This window comes from Kineosporiaceae bacterium (assembly GCA_016713225.1).
GTDB lineage: Bacteria > Actinomycetota > Actinomycetes > Actinomycetales > Kineosporiaceae > JADJPO01.
In genome coordinates this window covers 464477-485052 of the sequence record JADJPO010000003.1, presented here as the reverse complement: position 1 = coordinate 485052, position 20576 = coordinate 464477, and the positions used below count along the sequence as shown (strand labels likewise).

At 71.5% G+C, this 20576-nt stretch carries 17 protein-coding genes; 10 read left to right on the top strand and 7 right to left on the bottom strand.

Annotated features, from left to right (window positions below; all coding sequences use genetic code 11):
• Positions 1 to 7: 7 nt before the first annotated feature.
• Positions 8 to 1015 (bottom strand): YihY/virulence factor BrkB family protein, encoded by a 1008-nt coding sequence (locus tag IPK24_13210; GenBank protein ID MBK8076491.1) that lies wholly within the window; start codon positions 1013 to 1015, stop codon positions 8 to 10.
• An 86-nt stretch (positions 1016 to 1101) separates the two neighbouring features.
• On the opposite strand from IPK24_13210, the gene IPK24_13205 reads away from it, so the two are divergent.
• Genes IPK24_13205 through IPK24_13190 form a run of 4 tightly spaced genes read left to right on the top strand, consistent with a single transcriptional unit; the run spans position 1102 to position 8440 of the window.
• On the top strand, positions 1102 to 2868 hold the full coding sequence (locus IPK24_13205; protein ID MBK8076490.1) for an acyl-CoA dehydrogenase family protein: 1767 nt from the start codon (positions 1102 to 1104) through the stop codon (positions 2866 to 2868).
• A gap of 12 nt (positions 2869 to 2880) precedes the next feature.
• Positions 2881 to 5154, top strand: a complete 2274-nt coding sequence (glgX, locus tag IPK24_13200) for a glycogen debranching protein GlgX (protein MBK8076489.1) — start codon at positions 2881 to 2883, stop codon at positions 5152 to 5154.
• A complete protein-coding gene (gene treY, locus IPK24_13195) occupies positions 5151 to 7715 on the top strand; it encodes a malto-oligosyltrehalose synthase (protein MBK8076488.1) in 2565 nt (854 codons plus the stop codon). The genes glgX and treY overlap by 4 nt, the downstream gene beginning before the upstream one ends.
• Positions 7716 to 7756: 41 nt before the next feature.
• Positions 7757 to 8440: an ACT domain-containing protein gene (locus IPK24_13190; GenBank protein MBK8076487.1), complete on the top strand. Its 684-nt coding sequence runs from the start codon at positions 7757 to 7759 to the stop codon at positions 8438 to 8440.
• Positions 8441 to 8485: 45 nt separating this feature from the next.
• Here IPK24_13190 and IPK24_13185 read toward each other — a convergent pair whose 3' ends face one another.
• On the bottom strand, positions 8486 to 9397 hold the full coding sequence (locus IPK24_13185; protein MBK8076486.1) for a polyphosphate kinase 2 family protein: 912 nt from the start codon (positions 9395 to 9397) through the stop codon (positions 8486 to 8488).
• Positions 9398 to 9471: 74 nt separating this feature from the next.
• Here IPK24_13185 and treZ point away from each other — a divergent pair, with 74 nt between their 5' ends.
• From treZ to IPK24_13165, 4 genes are read left to right on the top strand one after another with little or no spacing between them, the layout of a single operon-like run.
• Positions 9472 to 11292 (top strand): malto-oligosyltrehalose trehalohydrolase, encoded by a 1821-nt coding sequence (gene treZ, locus IPK24_13180; GenBank protein MBK8076485.1) that lies wholly within the window; start codon positions 9472 to 9474, stop codon positions 11290 to 11292.
• Positions 11289 to 11801, top strand: coding sequence for a SufE family protein (locus IPK24_13175; GenBank protein ID MBK8076484.1), 513 nt, complete (start codon positions 11289 to 11291; stop codon positions 11799 to 11801). Before treZ ends, IPK24_13175 begins: the two co-directional genes overlap by 4 nt.
• Positions 11798 to 12544 (top strand): dihydrofolate reductase family protein, encoded by a 747-nt coding sequence (locus tag IPK24_13170; GenBank protein MBK8076483.1) that lies wholly within the window; start codon positions 11798 to 11800, stop codon positions 12542 to 12544. Before IPK24_13175 ends, IPK24_13170 begins: the two co-directional genes overlap by 4 nt.
• Entirely contained in the window at positions 12487 to 13737 is a 1251-nt protein-coding gene (locus IPK24_13165; GenBank protein MBK8076482.1) for a glycosyltransferase family 4 protein, read from the top strand. Before IPK24_13170 ends, IPK24_13165 begins: the two co-directional genes overlap by 58 nt.
• Here the strand turns inward: IPK24_13165 and IPK24_13160 are convergent.
• From IPK24_13160 to IPK24_13150, 3 genes are all read right to left on the bottom strand, one after another.
• Entirely contained in the window at positions 13734 to 14909 is a 1176-nt protein-coding gene (locus IPK24_13160; protein MBK8076481.1) for an alpha/beta fold hydrolase, read from the bottom strand. The two genes, IPK24_13165 and IPK24_13160, sit on opposite strands and share 4 nt — an antisense overlap.
• 2 nt (positions 14910 to 14911) lie before the next feature.
• Positions 14912 to 15388 carry a hypothetical protein gene (locus IPK24_13155; protein ID MBK8076480.1) on the bottom strand — a complete coding sequence of 159 codons (477 nt, stop codon included), beginning with the start codon at positions 15386 to 15388 and terminating at the stop codon, positions 14912 to 14914.
• Positions 15389 to 15701: 313 nt separating this feature from the next.
• A complete protein-coding gene (locus IPK24_13150) occupies positions 15702 to 16409 on the bottom strand; it encodes a chlorite dismutase family protein (protein MBK8076479.1) in 708 nt (235 codons plus the stop codon).
• Positions 16410 to 16602: 193 nt separating this feature from the next.
• On the opposite strand from IPK24_13150, the gene IPK24_13145 reads away from it, so the two are divergent.
• On the top strand, positions 16603 to 17703 hold the full coding sequence (locus tag IPK24_13145) for a DUF4349 domain-containing protein (protein MBK8076478.1): 1101 nt from the start codon (positions 16603 to 16605) through the stop codon (positions 17701 to 17703).
• Positions 17704 to 17771: 68 nt separating this feature from the next.
• Here the strand turns inward: IPK24_13145 and hemE are convergent, their stop codons facing one another.
• Together hemE and IPK24_13135 are read right to left on the bottom strand one after the other, a co-directional pair.
• Entirely contained in the window at positions 17772 to 18797 is a 1026-nt protein-coding gene (gene hemE, locus IPK24_13140; GenBank protein MBK8076477.1) for a uroporphyrinogen decarboxylase, read from the bottom strand.
• A gap of 74 nt (positions 18798 to 18871) precedes the next feature.
• Entirely contained in the window at positions 18872 to 19699 is an 828-nt protein-coding gene (locus tag IPK24_13135) for a DMT family transporter (GenBank protein ID MBK8076476.1), read from the bottom strand.
• A gap of 174 nt (positions 19700 to 19873) precedes the next feature.
• On the opposite strand from IPK24_13135, the gene IPK24_13130 reads away from it, so the two are divergent.
• Positions 19874 to 20431, top strand: a complete 558-nt coding sequence (locus tag IPK24_13130) for a DUF3000 domain-containing protein (GenBank protein ID MBK8076475.1) — start codon at positions 19874 to 19876, stop codon at positions 20429 to 20431.
• Positions 20432 to 20576: the final 145 nt, after the last annotated feature.

The window sequence follows — 20576 nt, the reverse complement described above, 5'->3', positions numbered from 1 at the left end:
CCCGGGCTCACTCCTGTTCGGCGGGCGGCTGTGCCAGTGGCGGCGGTGCCCCCACCCGTTGCTGCGGATCGGGGGTGACCGGACGCTCGGCGGCATGCATCTGCGGTGCGCGACGCGCCGCCGTCCGGGCCGGATCGGGCCAGATGCTGTCGAAGGTGGCGTTCAACGCCGCCCCGATCAGCACCGCGATCGCGAGGAAGTAGAGCCAGATCAACAACACGATCGGCGCCGACAACGGACCGTAGATCGAGGTACCGCCCACCGATTGCGCCACGATCACGCGCAGCACGGCGCTGGCCACCGTCCAGATCACCAGGGCCAACACCGCTCCGGGGATGTCCTTGCGCCAGGGCACCCGCACCGGCGTGGCCACGTGGTACAGCGTGGTCAACAGCACGACCGAGAACACCACGACGATGGGCCAGTACAGCGATTCCAGCCAGCCCAACGACGGCAGACCACCGATCCGCGAGCGCAGGAACTGCCCGATCAACCCCGGCCCCACCAGCACCAGCGGAAACGCGACCGCACCCAGGATCAGGGTGAGCAGGTACATCGAGAACGACAGCGCGCGGGTGCGCACGATCCCCCGCTGACCGCCCAGGCCGTACATGATCGACACGGTGTCGACGTAGACGTTGAGGGCGCGCGACCCCGACCACAGCGACAGCACGAAACCCAACGAGACGATCTCGAGGCGGCCGTTGGTGGCCACGTCGTCGAATGTGGGCAGGATCACCTCGCGCACCGCCTGGTCACTGAGCACGGTGCCGGCCAACTCGCCGATGCGGCTCTTGAGCCGCCCGACCACGTCCGCGCCGAGCCAGTTGCCCGCATAGCCCAGGCTGGCGACCAACCCCAGCACCAAGGGAGGCAATGACAGCAGGGCGAAGAAGCCGGCCTCCGCGGCCAGGCCGGTGACCCGATACCGCAGGCAGGTACGCACGGTTCCAGCGGTCAGTCGGGCCAGCGCGGACCCGGTCCGGCGCCACCCGACCCGCCGCACGTCACGCACTCCCGGCCACGTCCCCGGTGCCCGGCGCACCGTCACCAGCGAGTCGGGGGCATGCACGCCCTGCCTCCGTCATCGCCACCTCTGCCATGCCTCAGCCCGCACACGCCACCCACGGTAACCATGTCCGGGATCACTGGCCTCCGGGCGCGCCGGGGAGTGACCGGTATGACCCGGCGCCCGCCCCTGGGTACGGTGACGACGTGCCGGACTCCGAGGATCGTGCCGCCGACCCGGCGTCCGAGCCTGTCGATCTGTACTCCACGGACGCCGCGCTGGTCGAGGCGGTGCGGCGACACGGGGCCGAACAGCACGCCGGTCGGCTGCGCGATCTGGCCGCGGTGGCGGGGTCGGCGCGCTCACTTCGCTGGGCGGAATTCGTCGACCGGTATCCCCCGACACTGCGTACCCACGACGCGTTCGGCAATCGGGTCGACGAGGTCGAGTACCACCCGGCATGGCATCGCCTGATGCAGGCGGGTGTCCGGGCAGGGCTCTCCGCCACCCCGTGGTTACGCACCACAGAACCGCCGCACCAGCCCCACACGGTGCGCGCCGCGGCCCTGCTGCTGTGGGCCCAGATCGACATCGGCCATCTCACGGCACTCAGCGCCACCCATGCTGTGGCCCCCGCCCTGGCCCAGGACGAGGCCCTGTCGGCCGAGTGGCTGCCGCGGTTGGCCTCGCGCGCCTATGAGTCGGGGCTGCGTCCCCCGGCGCGCAAGCTCGGTAACACCGCGGGGCTGGCGGTCACCGAGCGCTCCGGCGGTACCGACCTGCGCAGCACCACCACGGTGGCGCGCCCCGAGGGCAGCGACGGCGCGTCCTACCTGCTCACCGGGCACAAGTGGTTCGTCTCGGCACCCATGAGTGATGCCTTTCTGGTTCTGGCGCAGACCCATGGCGGCCCCACCACGTTCCTGGTGCCTCGGGTGCTGCCCGACGGCGAGCGCAACCCCTGGCACCTGCAACGGCTCAAGACCACCCTCGGCACCCGCTCGACCGGCATCGCCGAGGTGGACCTCGACCAGACCTGGGGCCGGCGGTTGGGCGATGAGGGACGCGGCCTGCGCAGCCTCGCGATCGCGACCACGGCGCTGCGTCGCGACGGGGTGGTGATCTCGGCGGGCATGATGCGGGCCTGTGTGGTGCGCGCCATCCAGCACGCCCGCGGACGAGAGGTCTTCGGGTCGCCCCTGGTGGACAAACCCCTGATGCAGAACGTCCTGGCCGATCTGGCGGTCGAGTCCGAGGCCGCCACCACCCTCGCGATGCGGCTGGCCGCCGCCGCGGACGCGGGCGAGAACGACCTGCTGCGGGTCATCGTCCCGGTCGCCAAGTACTGGGTGGCCAAGCGCGTTCCGCACCTGGCCGCCGAGGCCCTGGAGTGTCTGGGCGGCAACGGCTATGTCGAGGATCACGGTCTCGCCAGGGTGTACCGGGCGGCCGTGTTGCCCTCATTGTGGGAGGGCACGGGAAACCTGACCGCCCTGGACGTGCTGCGCACGATGTCGTTGCAGCCACGGGCGATGGAGGTGCTGCTCGGCGAGATCGACCGCGGCCGCGGGGCCGACTCGAGGCTCGATCAGGCGATGGACGACGTCGCCGCGTTCCTGCAGGCCGCCGCCCGCGAGGCCCGCCGTGACCCGGCTGCCGTCGAGGCCGGCGCCCGGTGGATGGTGGAACGGCTGGCCATTGCGCTGCAGGCCTCGCTGGTGGTGCGGTATGCACCAACGGCTGTCGCCACCGCCTATCTGGCCACGCGGGTCGCGGGGGGCGGCGGGTTCCTCGCCGGCACCTTGCCCGTCGGGCGGCGCACGACCCAGGCGATCGTCGACCGGGCGCTGCCGCACTGAGGAGAGGACGTCATGGAGATCTGGCCCGGTAATCCCTACCCGTTGGGCGCCACGTTCGACGGCGCCGGCACCAACTTCGCGCTGTTCTCCGAAGTGGCACAGCGCGTCGAGCTGTGCCTGATCGACTCGGCCGGCGGTGAGGAGCGGATCGACCTCACCGAGGTCGACGCCTTCGTCTGGCACGGGTACCTGCCCCGAGTGGGCCCCGGCCAGCGGTACGGCTATCGCATCCACGGCCCCTACGACCCGAGCTGGGGTCACCGCTGCAACCCGGCCAAGCTGCTGCTCGACCCCTACGCCAAGGCGATCGAGGGTCAGATCGACGGCGACGAGGCGCTGTTCTCGTACACCTTCGAGGACCCCAACGCCTTCAACCAGACCGACAGCCTGGGCCACACCATGTTGTCGGTGGTGATCAACCCGTTCTTCGACTGGGGCACCGACCGGCCACCCCGCCACGAGTACCACGAGTCGATCCTCTACGAGGCCCACGTCAAGGGCCTGACCATGACCCATCCGGGGGTGCCGGACGAGATCCGCGGCACCTATGCCGCCCTGGCCCACCCGAGCGTGATCTCGCATCTGACCGATCTGGGCATCACCGCGATCGAGCTCATGCCCGTGCACCAGTTCGTGCAGGACACCACGCTGGTCGCCAAGGGCCTGTCGAACTACTGGGGCTACAACACGATCGGCTTCTTCGCCCCGCACAACGCCTACTCCTCGGCGGGCCAGCGCGGCCAGCAGGTGCAGGAGTTCAAGGCCATGGTCAAGGCGCTGCACGAGGCCGACATCGAGGTGATCCTCGACGTCGTCTACAACCACACCGCCGAGGGCAACCACCTGGGGCCGACGCTGTGCTTCCGCGGCATCGACAACAACGCCTACTACCGGCTGGTCGATGGCGACCGGACGCACTACTACGACACCACCGGCACCGGCAACAGCCTGCTGATGCGCCACCCGCACGTGTTGCAGCTGATCATGGACTCGCTGCGGTACTGGGTGCTCGACATGCACGTCGACGGCTTCCGGTTCGACCTGGCCGCCACGCTGGCCCGCCAGTTCCACGAGGTGGACCGGTTGAGCGCGTTCTTCGACATCGTGCAGCAGGACCCGGTGGTCTCTCAGGTCAAGCTGATCGCCGAGCCGTGGGACGTCGGCGAGGGTGGGTACCAGGTCGGCAACTTCCCGCCGCTGTGGACCGAGTGGAACGGCAAGTACCGCGACACGGTGCGCGACTTCTGGCGCGGTGAGCCCTCGACCCTGGGCGAGTTCGCCTCACGCATCAGCGGATCGTCCGACCTGTACCAGGACGACGGCCGCCACCCGATCGCGAGCATCAACTTCGTGACTGCCCATGACGGCTTCACGCTGCGCGACCTGGTCTCGTACAACGAGAAGCGCAACGAGGCCAACGGCGAGGGCGGCGCGGACGGCGAGGGCCACAACCGCTCGTGGAACTGCGGCTCCGAGGGCCCGACCGACGATTCCGCGGTGATCTCGCTGCGCAGCCGTCAGCACCGCAACTTCCTGACCACGCTGCTGCTGTCGCAGGGCGTGCCGATGCTCGCCCACGGCGACGAGCTGGGCCGCACCCAGCAGGGCAACAACAACGTCTACTGCCAGGACAACGAGCTGTCGTGGGTCGACTGGGATCTCGACCAGGCCCAGGCCGACCTGCTCGCCTTCACCGGCCGGTTGGTGCGGCTGCGCCGCGACCACCCGGTCTTCCGCCGTCGGCGGTTCTTCAAGGGGTCGGCGTATCAGGGCGGCACGAGCGCGGTGGGTGACATCGCCTGGTTCACGCCGTCCGGCATCGAGATGACCGAGGAGGACTGGCGCAACGGATACGCCCGCGCCATGACGGTCTTCCTCAACGGTGAGCGGATCCAGGAACCCGACACCCGGGGTCTACGTGTGGTGGACACCTCGTTCCTGGTGGTCTTCAACGCCCATTACGAGGCGCTCGACGTGACGATCCCGGCCAAGGACTACGGCGCCTGGTGGGCAGTTCTGATCGACACCGCGGACGACGAGCTCGACCGGTCCGACGGCGGCGACACCTACGCGCCCGGCGACGTCCTGCCGGTGGAGTCCCGTTCGATGGTGGTGTTGCGCGCCACACCGCCGGACACCGACCGCCCGACGAACCGGGGTCCGGCCATCCGGCCGATCAGCGGTGCCGTTCCCCCACCCACGCCGGCGCTGCGCCGCCGCCACGACGATCCCCAGGTGCCGCCACCGGCGCCGACCACCCGCCGGTCGCGGAGGCGGAGCCCGTGATCGTCCCGACCGCTACCTACCGGCTGCAGGTGCACTCCGGGTTCGGCTTCGACGACGTCGCCGCACTGGCCCCCTACCTGGCCGATCTCGGGGTCTCGCACGTCTACCTCTCCCCGATCCTGCAGCCGGCGCCGGGGTCGAGCCACGGCTACGACGTGATCGACCACTCGCAGCTCAACACCGAGGCAGGGGGGCGTGAGGCCTTCGACCGGATGAGCGCCGCACTGCGTGCGCACGGCCTGTCGGCCGTGGCCGACGTGGTGCCCAATCACATGGCGGTGCCCACCCCGGTACGGCTGAACGCGGCCCTGTGGTCGGTACTGCGTGACGGACCCAGTTCGCCGTTCGCCCGCTGGTTCGACGTCGACTGGAGCGTCGAACACCGTGCGGTGCTCATGCCGGTGCTCGGCGAACGCATCGGCACCGTGCTCTCGCGCGGGGAGTTGCAGGTCGAGTCGCTCGACGACGAGCCGGTGCTGCGCTACGGCGATCACGTCTTCCCGCTGCGATCGGGCACCGCCGGGCTGCCGCTCGAGGAACTGGTCGACCGGCAGTGGTATCGGCTGGCCTGGTGGCGGGTCGGCGCGGAGGAGCTGAACTACCGGCGGTTCTTCGATGTCGACACCCTGGCGGCGGTGCGGGTCGAGGACGGCGATGTCTTCCACGCCACGCACGCCCTGCTGCTCGACCTGGTCGCCGCGGGCGACCTGACCGGGCTGCGGATCGACCATCCGGACGGGCTGGCCGACCCGGCCGGCTACCTGGCTCGACTCGCCGAGGCTCCCGACGCCCCCTGGGTGGTGGTCGAGAAGATCCTCGAGGGCGACGAGCGTCTGCCCGCCGACTGGGCCTGTGCCGGCACGACCGGATACGACGCGCTGCACCGGGTCGGGGGTCTGTTCGTCGATCCCTCGTGCGCCGCCCCGCTGGCGGCGCTGCTGACCGAACTCACCGGCGACTCCCCCGATTTCGCCGGGGTGGTCGAGGAGGCCAAGCGCGAGGTCATCGAGGGCACGCTCTACGCCGAGGTGTCACGCCTGGTCGACCTGGCCGCCGAGATCTGCCGCGACGAGGTGGTGCTGCGCGATCACACCCCCCGCCAGCTCCTGGCCTGCCTGGTCGAGCTCCTGGTGGCGATGGATCGCTACCGCGCCTACGTCGTCCCGGGAGTGGCGGCGCCACCCGAGGCGGTGGAGGTGATCGACGCCGCCTGCGAGATCGCCCGATCACGCCTGCCGCAGTTCTCCCACGAGACCCTCGACCTGTTGCGCGACCTGGTGCTCGACCGCCCGTTGCCGGTACGCCCCTCGCCCTGGCTCGACCAGCGGCGCGCCGAGTTCGTCGTCCGGTTTCAGCAGACCTGTGGCCCGATCATGGCCAAGGGCGTCGAGGACACCGCGTTCTACCGCTGGCACCGGCTGGTGGCACTCAACGAGGTCGGCGGCGATCCCAACCTGGTCGGGGTGCCACCGGAGGACTTCCACGACTACGCCAGCCGGATCCAGCGGGACTGGCCCGCGACCATGACCACGCTGTCGACCCATGACACCAAGCGGTCCGAGGACGTGCGAGCGCGGCTCTACGCGCTGACCGAACTGTCGGCCGAGTGGGCCGAGGCGGTGCGGGGCTGGACCGAGTCGGCCGGGCGCTACCGCAGCAGCGACGCCGCCGTCCCGGCGCCGGACACGGCGACGGTCTACCTGTTCTGGCAGAGCCTGGTCGGCACCTGGAACGACCACGGCGCCTCGCCCGACCGGCAGGCACACCACGAACCGCACGAACATCACGAACCGCACGAACCACTCGGTCCGCCGGAGGCCACCCGCCTGGTGCGCTATCTCGAGAAGGCCACCCGTGAGGCCAAGCGATACACCTCCTGGACCCATCCCACGCCCGGCTACGACGACGCGGTCGCCGACTTCGCCCGTGACGTGCTGGACGACGCCGAGCTGATGACCGAGGTGGGGGCGTTCTGCGAGCAGTTGCGCGCCCCCGCCCGGGTGGCGCTGCTCGGTCAGAAGTTGGTGCAACTGACCATGCCCGGGGTGCCCGACGTCTATCAGGGCTGTGAGCTGGTGGACCTGTCGCTGGTCGACCCGGACAATCGCCGTCCGGTGGACTACGCCCGGCGGCGCGAACTGCTCGCGGGCCTGGACGCCGACACCGACGACGACGCCGACACCGTGCCCGCCGGCGCGTGGCGGCCGCTGGATGCCGAGAAGCTCCGCGTGACCGCGGCCGCGCTGCGACTGCGCCGCCACCATCCGGAAGCCTTCGTCGGCCCGCTGGCCGGCTACACACCGGTGCCGACCACCACCGGCAACGCGGTGGCCTTCGCGCGCACCCGCGACGACGAACCCGTCGCGGTCACCGTGATCACCCGGATGCCGGTCGCGCTGGATCGGCGCGGTGGCTGGGGCGAACACACCGTGACGCTGCCCGAGGGTCGCTGGCGCGATCTGCTCACCGGACGAGAGCTGGACGGCGGATCGTGCGCTCTGGGTGAGCTGCTCGCCACCCTGCCGGTGGCCTTGCTGGCCCGGCCTGATCCCGGTAACTGATCTGTAACGTTGCCGGAACACACGTTGGCAATGCTGAATCCATGTTGGCTCTGATCAGGATCTGCCTGCCCGACCGTCCCGGCTCACTCGGCCGCCTCACCTCGGCGCTCGGCACCGCCGGCGCGGACATCGAGGCCGTCGACGTGCTCGAGAGCGAGGGTGGTCGGGCACTGGACGACGTGACCGTCACCGTGCGCGATCTGTCCCACCTGTCCGCCGTGACCTCTGCCATCAGTGGGCTGGCCGGGATCGACGTGGTCGGCGTGCGCTCGGGGGTGCCACCGGTCAGTGGGCACGCCGACCTGCAGCTGGTCGAGCAGGTGCTGACGCGCCCGAACTCGGCCCTGCGCACCCTGGTGGACGGCGCCCCGCCTGCCCTCGGCGCCGACTGGGCCGCCATCCTGGACTACGCCGGCGACCTGCGCGGGGTGCTGGCCCGCAGCGACCATGCGCCGGCCGAAACGCAGATCCTGCCCGCTGGTCCGTTGCGCCTGGCGTCGGTCGACCTGCGCCGCGACCGGTCGCCCTCGGCGGGCGGCGGTGCCCTGGTGCCGCTCGGACTGCCCGACCCCACCGATGGCGGGATGGGTCTGGCCCTGTTGCTGGCACGCGACACCGGCTACGGGTTCCACCGCAGTGAGCTGTGGCGGTTGGGCCAACTCGGACACGTGCTGGCGGTCGCGCTGAGCTCCGACGCGACCTCGGCGGTGCCGATCCCGGTCTGACCGGTCTGACCGGTCTGAAGGGTCTGACCGGTCTGACGGGTCAGATCAGAGCCCGGCCAGGCGCGCCTTCTCGGCCTCGACGTCGAAGTCGGCCGGCGGCCAGGTCGGGTCGAGCTCGGTGAGGGTGTCGAGCAGCAGCCGCTGCACCGCCCACCGGGCGTACCACTTGTTGTTCGCGGGCACCACGTGCCAGGGCGCCGCCTCGGTCGAACACCGGGTCAACGCCGCCTGGTAGGCCTCCTGGTACTCGTCCCAGTGCGCCCGCTGGTCGAGGTCACCGGGGTTGTACTTCCAGTACTTGTCCGGGCGATCGAGCCGGGCAGCCAAGCGCGCCTTCTGCTCGTCCTTGCTGATGTGCAGCATCACCTTCAGCACCGTGGTGCCCTTGGCCGCCAACTGTTCCTCGAACCGGTTGATGGTGGCGTAGCGCCGCATCCAGGTGGCGCGGGGCACCAGACCGAGCACCCTGGCGATCAACACGTCCTCGTAGTGCGACCGGTCGAAGACCCCGATCTGGCCGGCGCTCGGCAGGGCGTTGCGGATGCGCCACAAGAAGTCGTGGGCCCGCTCCTCGGCCGTGGGCGCCTTGAACGCGGTGTACCGGATGCCCTGCGGGTCGACGCTCGAGACCACGTGGCGCATGATGCCGCCCTTGCCCGAGGTGTCCATGCCCTGGACGACGAGCAGCACCGAACGCGTTCCGCCGCCGCGGGACTCGGCCCAGAGCCGCTCCTGCAGATCGGACAGCACTGGGGTGCCGGCAGCGAGCGCCTTCTCGGAATCCGAGCGCGACCCCGGGAAACCGGGGGTTCCCGCCGGGTCGATGCTCGACAGCTCGAAGCCCTCACCGACGCGCAGCACCTCGCCCAGGGCACGCTTCGTCGACGCCGATCCCTTGACCTTGGCGGCCTTGTCGGCCTTCCCGTTGTTCTTCGACTTGGACATGGCGCCGATCATCGCAGGCACCCCGTGGCCGATGTCACCCATCCCGCGGATTAGACCGCGCCCGCGTGTCTTGACAGGGTTGGGCGATGCACGTCTTCCGGCTCTGGTCACCGCAGGCGCACGGCGTGAACCTTCACGTGGGCCCGGCTGTGGATCTGCCCGGGGATCGGTCACGGGACGACGTCCGGCGCGAGCTCACCGACGTCCGCCCGATGCGGGCCGAGCATGACGGTTGGTGGCGGCTCGACGTCCCCGAGGCCGGGCACGGCACCGACTATGCCTTCGCCGTCGATCGGGGCGACGGTCCGGGCGCCCCGCGACCCGACCCACGCACCCGATGGCAGCCACACGGCGTCCATGCCGCCAGCCGCGTCTTCGACCCGGCACGCCACCAGTGGTCGGCAGCGGAGGCGGCGTGGCCGAACCAGGCGCGCGAGCTGCTGGGAGCCGTGTTCTACGAGGTGCACGTCGGCACCTTCACCCCGGAGGGGACGCTGGCCGCGGCGACCGAGCGGCTGGATCACCTGGTGCGACTGGGCGTCGACGTCGTCGAGCTGTTGCCACTGGCGCCGTTCGAGGGCGAGCGCGGCTGGGGTTATGACGGCGTGGCGCCCTACGGCGTCCACGAGTCCTACGGCGGGCCACGGGCACTGCAGCGCTTCGTCGACGCCTGCCATGCCCGCGGGCTGGCGGTGTGCCTCGACGTCGTCTACAACCACCTCGGACCGGCGGGCAACTACCTGGCCGAGATCGGTCCCTACTTCAGCCGGGTCCACACCACGCCCTGGGGTCCGGCGGTGAACCTGGACGGCGAGGACTCGGCCCCGGTGCGCCGCTGGGTGATCGACAGCGCCCTGGCCTGGTTCACCGATTTCCACCTCGACTGCCTGCGCCTGGACGCCGTGCACTCCCTCGTCGACGACTCGCCGCGACACATCCTGGCCGAGTTGTCCGACGAGGTGGCCGCCCTGTCGGATCGACTCGGCCGGCCCTTGACCCTGATCGCCGAGAGCGATCTGAACGACCCGGCCACGGTCGAGCCGACCGCCGACGGCGGCCTGGGTATGCACGCCCAGTGGAGCGATGACCTGCACCACGCGTTGCACGCCTGGATCACCAGCGAGAAGCAGGGCTACTACGCCGACTTCGGCGACGAGCTGACCGTCGCCCGGACGTTGACGCGGGTGTTCCGTCACGCCGGCGACTTCTCCAGCTTCCGCGGCCGGGACTGGGGCCGCCCGGTCGACCCGGGGTTGCATCGTGGTCACCAGTTCCTCGGCTACCTGCAGAACCACGATCAGGTGGGCAATCGCGCCCTCGGCGACCGGATCAGCGCCCAGGTGGGGCTCGGGCGGGTGGCCGCGGGCGCCGCTCTGGTGCTCACCTCACCGTTCACGCCGATGCTGTTCATGGGTGAGGAGTGGGCGGCGTCCACCCCCTGGCAGTACTTCACGGACTTCGACGCCGAGCTCGGTGCCGCGGTGCGCCGTGGCCGCTACGCCGAGTTCGCCGATCAGGGCTGGTCGGATCTCGAGATCCCCGACCCGCAGGCCGCCGCCACCCGGGACGCCTCGGTGCTCGCTTGGGCCGAGTCCGATCTGGGCGAGCACGCCGCGATGCTGCGCTGGTACACCGCCCTGATCGCGCTGCGCCGGCGGGAGCCGGATCTGCGGGCCGACGACCTCGACGCCGTGAGCGTGACCGTGGGCCAGAATTGGCTGGTGGTGCACCGTGGCGGATTCGACGTCCTGGTCAATCTGTCACCGGTGGTGGTCGACCTGCCCGTCCCCACGACCGCCGACGTGGTGCTCGCCTGGCCGAGCAATCTGACCCTGGTGCCCGGGTCGGGCAGTCTGCGGCTGCCGGCTGACAGCGTCGCCGTGGTGCACCTGGCGAGCCGGGCATGATCGGGACGCCGCTGCCTCCGGTGCTGGCCGACATCGCCGAGGAGTTCGGTGCCCTCGCTCCCGGCGACCGTTTGCAGATGTTGGTCGACTTCGCCGACGAGCTTCCCGAGTTGCCGGCCCACATCGCCGCACGCCGCGACGAGATGGAGCCGGTCGCCGAGTGCCAGTCGCCGGTGTTCGTGCTGGTCGAGCTCGACGAGCACGAACGGCTCGGTGATCTCGACGACCCGGCTGATCCAACGCCACGCGGGGTCCACGTCCACGTGCGGGCGCCGGCGCAGTCCCCCACCACGCGGGGCTTCGCCGCCGTGCTCTGCCAGGGCTTGGACGGCGTGAGCGCCGCCGCGGTGCTCGGGCTGCCGGACGACCTACCCGACCGGTTGGGGCTGAGCGGCGTGGTGAGTCCGTTGCGCCGCAACGGAATGGCCGGGCTGCTGCGCCGCATCAAGCGGCAGGTCCGCGAACTCACCGAGCCCGCCGCCGCTGTCGGTACCCCGGTGCCCCGATGACCCTGCTGCGCCGGGTGGTACCGGACCCGGTCGTCATCGGCGACCCGTCGGGTGGCGACGCCGAGGCGGTGCGCGCGGTCCTGGCCGAGCTGTACGCCTACCCACAGCCGGTCCCCGAGCGTGGCTGGGTGCGAGCCAACATGGTGGCCACCCTCGACGGGGCGGCGTCCGGCCCGGACGGGCTGTCGGGCAGCATTTCGGGGCCGGCCGACCGCGCGGTGTTCACGGTCCTGCGGGGCCTGGCCGACGTCATCGTGGTCGGGGCCGGCACGGCCCGCGCCGAGGGCTATCGGGTGCCGGTGGCCAAGCCCGCCTTCGCCGCCCTGCGATCCCGGCTCGGGCAGTCGCCCGCGCCGGTGTTGGCCGTCCTCAGCCGCACCGGCTCGTTGCCCGCCTCGCTGGCCGCTGGGGCTCACGGGCCCGATGGGGAGGTGCTCGTGCTGCAGGGCGACCTGCACCACGCCATCGCCGGCCTCACCGGGCGTGGGCTGCGTCGGATCCTGCTCGAGGGCGGCCCGCAGGTGCTCGGCCAGGCCCTCACGGCGGGACTGCTCGACGAACTGTGCCTCAGCCTGTCCCCCGTGCTGGTCGGCGGCGCGGGCCCACGGATCATCTCCGGTGCCCCGGCATCGGCGCGGCTGCGGATGGCTCAGCTGCTCGAGGGGGACGGCATGCTGCTCGGCCGGTGGCTGATCGAGCGGACATCAGCCGAGTCGACCTCGCCTTCGGCGCCGGGTATGTGACGATCAGGACCATGCGGATCCTGCACGTCACCGATGCCTACCTGCCCAAGCAGGGCGGCATCGAGGTGCAGGTGCGCGATCTGGCCACCCACCAGCAGCTCGCCGGGCACGAGGTCGAGGTGTTCACGTGCGCTCCGCCGGACGGGTCACGGCCGGGTTGGGGCTGGACCGCCGGGCCGACCCCTCGCCGCGACGCGGCCGAGCCACCGGTGTGGCGCGCCGCCGTCCCGTGGCCTCACGTGCCACTCAGCAACGCCGCCGTCCACCGCCTGCTCGACGAACGCCGTCCGGACGTCGTGCACGTTCATCTGTCGGTGCTCTCACCGCTCGGCATCCTGGCCGTGCGGGCGGCCGCGCACCGCGGCATCCCGGTGGTGGTGACGCTGCACTCACTGTGGTGGTGGGCCAGCACGCTGTACCGCTGGGCCGATGTGCTCACCGGGTGGGGCGACTGGGCGGTGCAGTGGACAGCGGTCAGCGATCTGGCGGCGGCTCCGCTGCGCCACATCCTGGGGTCTCGGGCCGAGGTGGCGGTGCTGCCCAACGGCGTGGACGCCGCGGCGTGGGCACCGCGCACCGATCCCGATCCCGATCCCGATCCCGATCAGGAGCCTGCTCGCGGGTCCGGCGCCGTCGAGCAGGTGCAGGTCGTCAGCGTGATGCGGTTGGCACTGCGTAAGCGCCCCCGCGCCCTGTTGCGCGTGGTGCGCGACGCCACAGCCCTTCTACCCGACGGGATCCGGCTGCGGCTCGTGGTGATCGGGGACGGGCCTCAACGACGTGCGGTGCGACGCCGAATCCGGCGCTACGGCCTCACCGACCACGTCATGCTGCCCGGACGACTCGATCACGACGCCATCCGTGAGGTCTACCGTCACTCCGACCTGTACCTGGCGCCGGCCACGCTGGAGTCGTTCGGCATCGCTGCCCTGGAGGCCCGCTGCGCAGGACTGCCGGTGATCGCTCGCCGCCGTACCGGCATCGCCGACTTCGTCACCGACGGGGTGCACGGCCGGCTCGCCCACGACGACGCCGGGCTGACGCGGGCGCTGGTCGAGTTGGCCACCGACGCGGCCAGGCGCTCCGAGATGGCCGAGCGCAACCGCACCGTCCGGCCCGAGCACTCCTGGGACGACCTGCTGCAGCGCTGTGACCTGGTCTACAAGCAGGCCCACGAACTGTCGCTCGGCTAGTCCCGCAACAGGAAGCGCGCCACGGCGGCATCCCACGCCTCGGAGTCGACATTCCACTCCTTGGTGTGCCGCGCCCCGCGGAACGAGACCAGGTGCACCAGGTCGGGCCGCGCCAGGGCGAGCCGGCGCGAGGGACCCGACGGCACGAACTCGTCGTCGTCGCTGTGCAGTACCAGCATCGGCACCACGAGTTCGTCCGCCCGCGCCACCCAGTCCATCCGGTCCAGCGGCAGCGCGGTTTCGAGCTGGGCGAGCCGACGCCCGTGGGAGTGGGCCAGCAATGCCTGCGACAGCCGCCCGATGCGGTAGGGCACGCGGTTGACCCGGGCGTGGTGATCCAGGACGTCACGCCAATCGATGACCGGGCCATCGAACACGACGGAACCGACCCGGTCGCGGGTCCAGGACCGATCGAGCAACTGCAGCACGATGGCCCCGCCCATCGACCACCCCATCAGCACCACGTCACGGGCACCCTGGGTCAGCGCGTGGACGACGGCCGCCTCGACGTCACGCCACTCCGACTCCCCCAGGTGATAGCGCGAGCGGCGGGCCGGAGTGTCGACGTCCCGGTCGTTGCGGTAACTGACCACCAGCGAGGCGAACCCGAGCCGGTGCACCACCGGCAGCGCCCGCAGGCACTCCTCCCGGGTCGCGCCGCGCCCGTGCACCATGATCACCCAGGTGCCGTTGCGCGGCTCCGAGTCCGCAGGGGGCACCAGCCAGGCGGGCAACGGCCCGAGGTCGCTGTCGACGGTGACGTCGTGATGCTCCAGACCGAGCGCGCTGCGCGGCGTCCCGGCGTAGAGGTACTGGTTCCAGCGGGCGCCACCCTCACGCAGGTGGCCCTGGTCGACCCCGAGCACGCGGCGGGTCACGGTGCCCGAGTGCTCGTCGTGATCGATCACCTCGCCGAGCCGGGCGTGGCCCAGGCCACCGTCCAGCCAGAGGCCGTAGCGTCCCGGGGCGATCGTCTCCTCACTGGCGCGCAACGTCACGGTGCCGGCACCCACGCCGAGCACCTGGACGTCGTCCGCCCGCTCGCCGACCTCGGGGGTGACCGCCCGCCGGGCGAGCACCGTGGCCAGCGCCGACACGCCGGCGGCACCCAGCGCCGCCGTGGCCGCCCCGACCGCCGCGGGCAGGACGGCCCGCCGCGCCGTCCTGGCCAGGGTCAACTTCGCCCGCGCATCTGCTTGTAGGCCTCGGCGAACAGCAGGAACGAGGCCAGCAACGACAGCGTCAACAGCAGTCGCGGCGCGCGAGGGTTGGCCAGGGTGGCCAGACCCAGCCAGACGGCCAGGCCCATCACGAAGTACATGACCTGGGGACCTTCGCGCATCCTCTTGGCGGGCGGCTCGTCCGGCGACGGAACAGACACCGGCGTCAAGGCCCCCGGACGGCCCACCGGCAACGGGTGCGCGACCACGTCGATCGAGTCGGCGACGATCTCGTCGGACGCGGCCTCCTCGGCGTCGTGACGCCGGGTCTCGATGATCAAGATCGCCTGCGCGACCAGGATGAGCGAGGCCACCAGGGCCGGGACGCGCAACCAGCCGGACGTGCCGATGGCACGCTGGTCGACCAACCCCAGGCCCGCCCCCAGGGTCAGCACCACCAGAGGCTCGACCAGAGCCAGCGCCCGCTTCACCGGATCCACGGTACTTGTCCCGCTCGCGCGTGAGGGGCGCAATTGGTACCACGCCGGTGCCCGCCGCGAGCCCTGTCCGGCCGTGTGGCGCGCCGGTGGGAGGCGTTCGGTGCCCAGGATCACCTGGGGCGCCGGTGCCGGACGGTCCGACGATGCCGGCCGGTAGAACGGTGCCTGGTCGCGCGTCATCGCGATCGGTGCCCACGGCGCGAATGCCGCGATATCAGCACGTCCCACACGTCCCACACATCCCACACGGTAACCGACCCGCGACGCACCCTGAAGGTCCGGGCAGGTGAAGCGCCGACCCGCCTCAGGGCAGCGCCGCGACCAGGTCGCCCAACGCCACCCGTGGGCCGGTGTAGAACGGCACCTCTTCGCGCACGTGACGCCGGGCCTCGACCGCCCGCAGCTCGCGCATCAGGTCGACCATGCGGTGCAACTCGTCGGCCTCGAATGCCAGCAGCCACTCGTAGTCGCCCAGGGCGAAGGACGACACGGTGTTGGCACGCACGTCGGCATAGCCCCGGGCCGCCATGCCGTGCTCGACCAACATGGCGCGGCGCTCCTCCTCCGGCAACAGGTACCAGTCGTAGGAGCGCACGAAGGGGTACAGGCACAGGTACCCCCGAGGCTCCTCACCGGCCATGAAGGCCGGCACGTGCCCCTTGTTGAACTCGGCCGGGCGATGCATCCCGACCACCGAGAACACCGGGTGCAGTTGCGAGCCGAGCCCGGTGCGCCGCAGTGCCCGGTAGGCCTGTTGCACGGTCTCGACCTCGGGAGCATGCCACCACACCATGAGATCGGCGTCGGCCCGCAATCCGGCCACGTCGTACCAGCCACGCACCACCAGATCCTTGGCCGCCAGCGCCTCCAGGGCGTATTCGACCTCCTCGGACAACGCCCGCCGATCCGCCCGGTGCCCGGTCGCCGGATCGGTGAGCGGTTCCGCCGCGAACACCGACCACATGGTGTAGCGGATGGTGTCGTTGATCTGGCGCGCCGAGGGGGTGCTCATGGCCCCATTCTGGCCGATGGCGCTCGGGCCGACGGCGCATCGGTACCGCCGCGGCATCGGTTCGCGACCCAAACGTGATCTCACGCAGGGAACCTCGGGGGCGAGCCGCGCATCTCACGGCACGACCGCCCACACAGGTACGTCAAGCCCAGTCCAGTCCAGTCCAGTCCATGCAACCAGGAGGGGTCCCGCCGTGACCACGCCCCGCTCGCCCCGCCCAGCCGGCACCCCTCGGGTGTCCGGCGTCCGGCGGGCTGCCACTGCCCTGGCCATCGGCCTGACCCTGCTCGGCACCGGGCTGCTCGCCGGTTGCGGCAGTGGATCCGAGACGTCGAGCGGCTCTGCCGCCGGGGGCGAGGCCCCCGCTGTGGCCGCGCCCGCCGAAGGGATGGCCGATCAGGCCGGCGGCGCGGGTTCGGCGGCCGGCGCCAAGCAGGAGGCCGGTGCGACCGCCGCAGCCGCAGCCGCCGCCGAACGACGGATCGTCCGGAACGCCGAGATCACCATCGAGGTGAAACAGCTCGCACCCGCCGCCACCCGGGTCCGCCAGCTGGCCACCGATCTGGGCGGTTTCGTCGCCACCGAGAGCACCGGCTACTCCGCCCCTGTCGGTGCCAAGTCCGACACCACCTCGGGCAGGGAGGTGGTGCGCGAGGCGCAGATCGGGCAATCGGTGCTGGTGCTGCGCGTGCCCGAACCGAAGTTCAATCAGGCCCTCGACCGCTCCGCCGGGGTGGGCACGGAGGTCAGCCGAACCTCGACCGCCGAGGACGTCACCGGCGATATCGCCGATCTGGCCAGTCGCACCGCCACCCAGAAGGCGAGCGTGGCCCGGGTGCGACAGCTTCTCGCCGACGCCAAGAACCTCTCGGACGTCGTGCTGCTCGAGTCCGAGCTGACCAAACGTGAGGCCGAGCTCGAGGCACTCCAGGCGCGCCTGGCCACCCTCGCCGACCGGGCCGACCTGGCCACGCTGACGGTGGTGCTGCAGACCCCCGACGTGGCCCCCGCCGAGGAGGAGAACCGCTTCACGCGAGCCCTGGCCAGCGGGTGGGACGCCCTGGTGTCGGCCACAGCCGTGCTCGTCACCCTGATCGGGGGGCTGATCCCGTTCGCCGTGGTCGGCGCCCTCATCGGGATCCCACTCTGGCGGTGGCGTCGCTCGCGGCGGCGTCCGGCTCGCCAACCTGCGCCCCTCGCGCCGCCGGCCCCGCAGGATCCCCTGATCCCGGCCGGCCTCGGCGCCGCGTCCGGCTCACAGTCACCCCAACCACCCCAACCACCCACTCCCTGACCCAACCCTCGGTGATCATGCAATCCGTGCACGTTTCGTGCACGGATTGCATGATCACCACGAGGTCTTCAGAGCGAGTGCACCAGGTCGACGACCCGGGCCAACACGTCCGGGTCGGCGGAGGGTGGTACGCCGTGCCCCAGGTTGAACACGTGCCCTGGCGCTCGGCGTCCGGCCTCGACCGTGGCACGTACCCGCTCGGACAGCACCTCCCAGGGAGCGAACAGCAGCGCCGGATCGAGATTGCCCTGGACGGCGTAGGCCGGGCCGAGACGGCGGCTCGCCTCCTCCAACGGCACCCGGAAGTCCACGCCGACCACCTCGGCGCCCGCCGCGCCGATGTCGGCGAGCAACTCCCCGGTGCCGACGCCGAAGTGGATCCTCGGCACGCCGGGGTGCGCCCGGTGGACGGCGGCCAGCGTGGTGGCCGAGGCCGGCTGCACGAAGCGCCGGTAGTCGGCCGCGGGCAGCGCCCCCACCCAGGAGTCGAACAGCTGGACGGCGCGTGCCCCGGCCGCGATCTGCACCTGCAGGAACGTCGCCGAGATCGCCGCCAACCGCTGCATCAGGGCATCCCACAACGGCGGATCGCCGTACATCAACGCCTTGGTCCGGTGCAGGTCTCGGCTCGGACCACCCTCGATCAGATAGCTGGCCAACGTGAACGGAGCCCCCGCGAACCCGATCAGCGGGGTGGAGCCCAGCTCGGCGACCACCAGCCGCACCGCCTCGGCGATGTCCGGCACCTGCGCGGGGTCCAACTCGGGCAACCGGTCGAGGTCGGCCGCGGTGCGGAACGGTTCGTCCACCACCGGCCCCACGCCCGGCCTGATCTCGACCCCCAGGCCGACCGCAGCCAGCGGCACCACGATGTCGGAGAAGAAGATCGCCGCGTCGACGCCGTAGCGGCGTACCGGCTGCAGGGTGATCTCGGCCACCAGCTCCGGTCGGCGGCACGACTCCAACATCGCCACGCCCTCGCGCACCCGGCGGTACTCGGGCAGTGACCGGCCGGCCTGACGCATGAACCAGACCGGCGTGTGGCTCACCGGACGGCGGTGACAGGCATCGAGCAGGGCGGACGTCGTGGGCATCGGGTCGTCGCGGGGCGGGGTCACAGACCCGATGTAATCACGCTGCTGCCGGACCGGCGGCGCCGGATTCGCCCTCAGCCGACCGAGACCAGCGCCACCCCGCCGAGCGCGGCGACCACCCCGGCGACCTGGACCGGTCGCAACCGCTCGGCCAGGAAGACCCGGGCCAGCAACACCGTGGCCACCGGGTACAGCGACCCCAGCACCGCCACCACGCTGACCAAGCCCATCGTCGAGGCAATACTGAAGATCAGGTTCGCGGCGCCGTCCGCGATCCCCACCGCCGCGAGCATCGGCAGGTCCACCGGACGCACCCCGCCCAGGCTGGCAGCGGCCACGGCCAGTGCTCCGAACAGCAGCAGCGAGGCCAACCGCATGCCGATCGCGGTGTAGAGCGGGCTGGAGGTCGCCCCGTGGTCCATGCCGACGAAGGTGAGCCCGAACAGGAAGCCGGCCACCGCCGCCAGCACCACGCTGGACGAGCTGGCCCCACCGGACAGCTCCGGCCCGCTCGCCGCCACCGCCCCTGCCAGCGCCACGCCCATGCCGATCCCCTGCAGCAGGGTCGGGGTGTGACCGGCCAGCAGGTCGGCGACCACCGGAACCAGCGCACCGAGCCCGGCGATCGGGGAGACGACCCCCATGGTGCCGGTCGACAACGCCCGGTAGAAGCAGACCAAGCCGCCCGCCCCGGCGACGCCGCTGAGCATGCCCCAGACCAACCACGGTCCGTCCGGCAGGCCGGTCCGGGTGAGCAGGGCACCGGCGACCAGGTCCACGAAGGCCGCCGCCTGAGACCAGCCCACCACGACCAGGGCGGGCAGCCGCCGACTGGCCAGTCCGCCACCGAAATCGGCAGTCCCCCAGAGCAGTCCGGACAGCAGGGCGAGAGCGGCGGCCATCGGGCGAGGGTAACCCTGCCCGGCCCACCTCCGGTGCCGCCTCCGGCCCCCTCGCCCCGGGCTCGGGTGATCGTGGGAGCACGACACTCCGAGGTATGGCCCCATCCGTCCGCGCGTCGTGACCTCGACAGCGGGGGCGTGCCCCGTACGCTGCCGTCCGTGGCCCTGCGCAGGATGCCGGACGACGCGCCCGAGGAGTTTGCGGCCGCGATGCAGAGCTTGCGCTCAGTGCGCTTACGGCCCGAGATCGTCCTCGAGGAAGTGCCTGCTCCGCAACGCATCGCCCCCCATGCGGTGGCGGTGAGCGCCGACGTACTGCAGGACGACGAAGAACTCGCCACCGGCCGATTCGTGTTGCTCTACGACCCTGCGGGCCAGGATGCCTGGGAGGGCCGGTTCCGGGCCGTCACCTTCGTGCGGGCGGCACTCGAACCGGACCTCGGCGCCGACCCGATGATCGGCCAGGTCGGCTGGACCTGGCTTCAGGAGTGCCTCGACGCCGCCGGCGCCGAGTACACCGCCGCGGGGGGAACCGTCACCCGAGTGGTCTCCGAGAGCTTCGGTGCGCTGGCCCAGCGTCCGGCGACGGTCGAGATCGAGGTACGGGCGTCCTGGACGCCACTCGCGGACGTCGCCTCGCACCTCGAGGCGTGGGCGGCCCTGTTGTGCACCGTGGGTGGGCTGCCACCACTGCCGGCCGGCGTGGCCCCGCTGCCGCGCCGTCGCAGCTGACCGCCCGAGCCGATCCGGGCCGCCCCGAGCCGAATCGGGCTCGCGCGCCGTGACGAGCGGACCAGCTCGCAGCCCTGCCGTCCTCAAGGCCCCCCAGGGGGGTGCCGATCCATTTCGGGTAAGCCCCCGGCCTTCCCAGGCCGCT

Excerpts from the sequence above, each read along its gene's own strand:
- IPK24_13205 (MBK8076490.1), top strand. The coding sequence starts at position 1,102 with ATGCCTCAGCCCGCACACGCCACCCACGGTAACCATGTCCGGGATCAC.
- glgX (MBK8076489.1), top strand. The coding sequence starts at position 2,881 with ATGGAGATCTGGCCCGGTAATCCCTACCCGTTGGGCGCCACGTTCGAC.
- IPK24_13190 (MBK8076487.1), top strand. The coding sequence starts at position 7,757 with ATGTTGGCTCTGATCAGGATCTGCCTGCCCGACCGTCCCGGCTCACTC.
- IPK24_13185 (MBK8076486.1), bottom strand. The coding sequence starts at position 9,397 with ATGATCGGCGCCATGTCCAAGTCGAAGAACAACGGGAAGGCCGACAAG.
- treZ (MBK8076485.1), top strand. The coding sequence starts at position 9,472 with ATGCACGTCTTCCGGCTCTGGTCACCGCAGGCGCACGGCGTGAACCTT.
- IPK24_13175 (MBK8076484.1), top strand. The coding sequence starts at position 11,289 with ATGATCGGGACGCCGCTGCCTCCGGTGCTGGCCGACATCGCCGAGGAG.
- IPK24_13170 (MBK8076483.1), top strand. The coding sequence starts at position 11,798 with ATGACCCTGCTGCGCCGGGTGGTACCGGACCCGGTCGTCATCGGCGAC.
- IPK24_13150 (MBK8076479.1), bottom strand. The coding sequence starts at position 16,409 with ATGAGCACCCCCTCGGCGCGCCAGATCAACGACACCATCCGCTACACC.
- hemE (MBK8076477.1), bottom strand. The coding sequence starts at position 18,797 with ATGCCCACGACGTCCGCCCTGCTCGATGCCTGTCACCGCCGTCCGGTG.
- IPK24_13135 (MBK8076476.1), bottom strand. The coding sequence starts at position 19,699 with ATGGCCGCCGCTCTCGCCCTGCTGTCCGGACTGCTCTGGGGGACTGCC.
- IPK24_13130 (MBK8076475.1), top strand. The coding sequence starts at position 19,874 with ATGCCGGACGACGCGCCCGAGGAGTTTGCGGCCGCGATGCAGAGCTTG.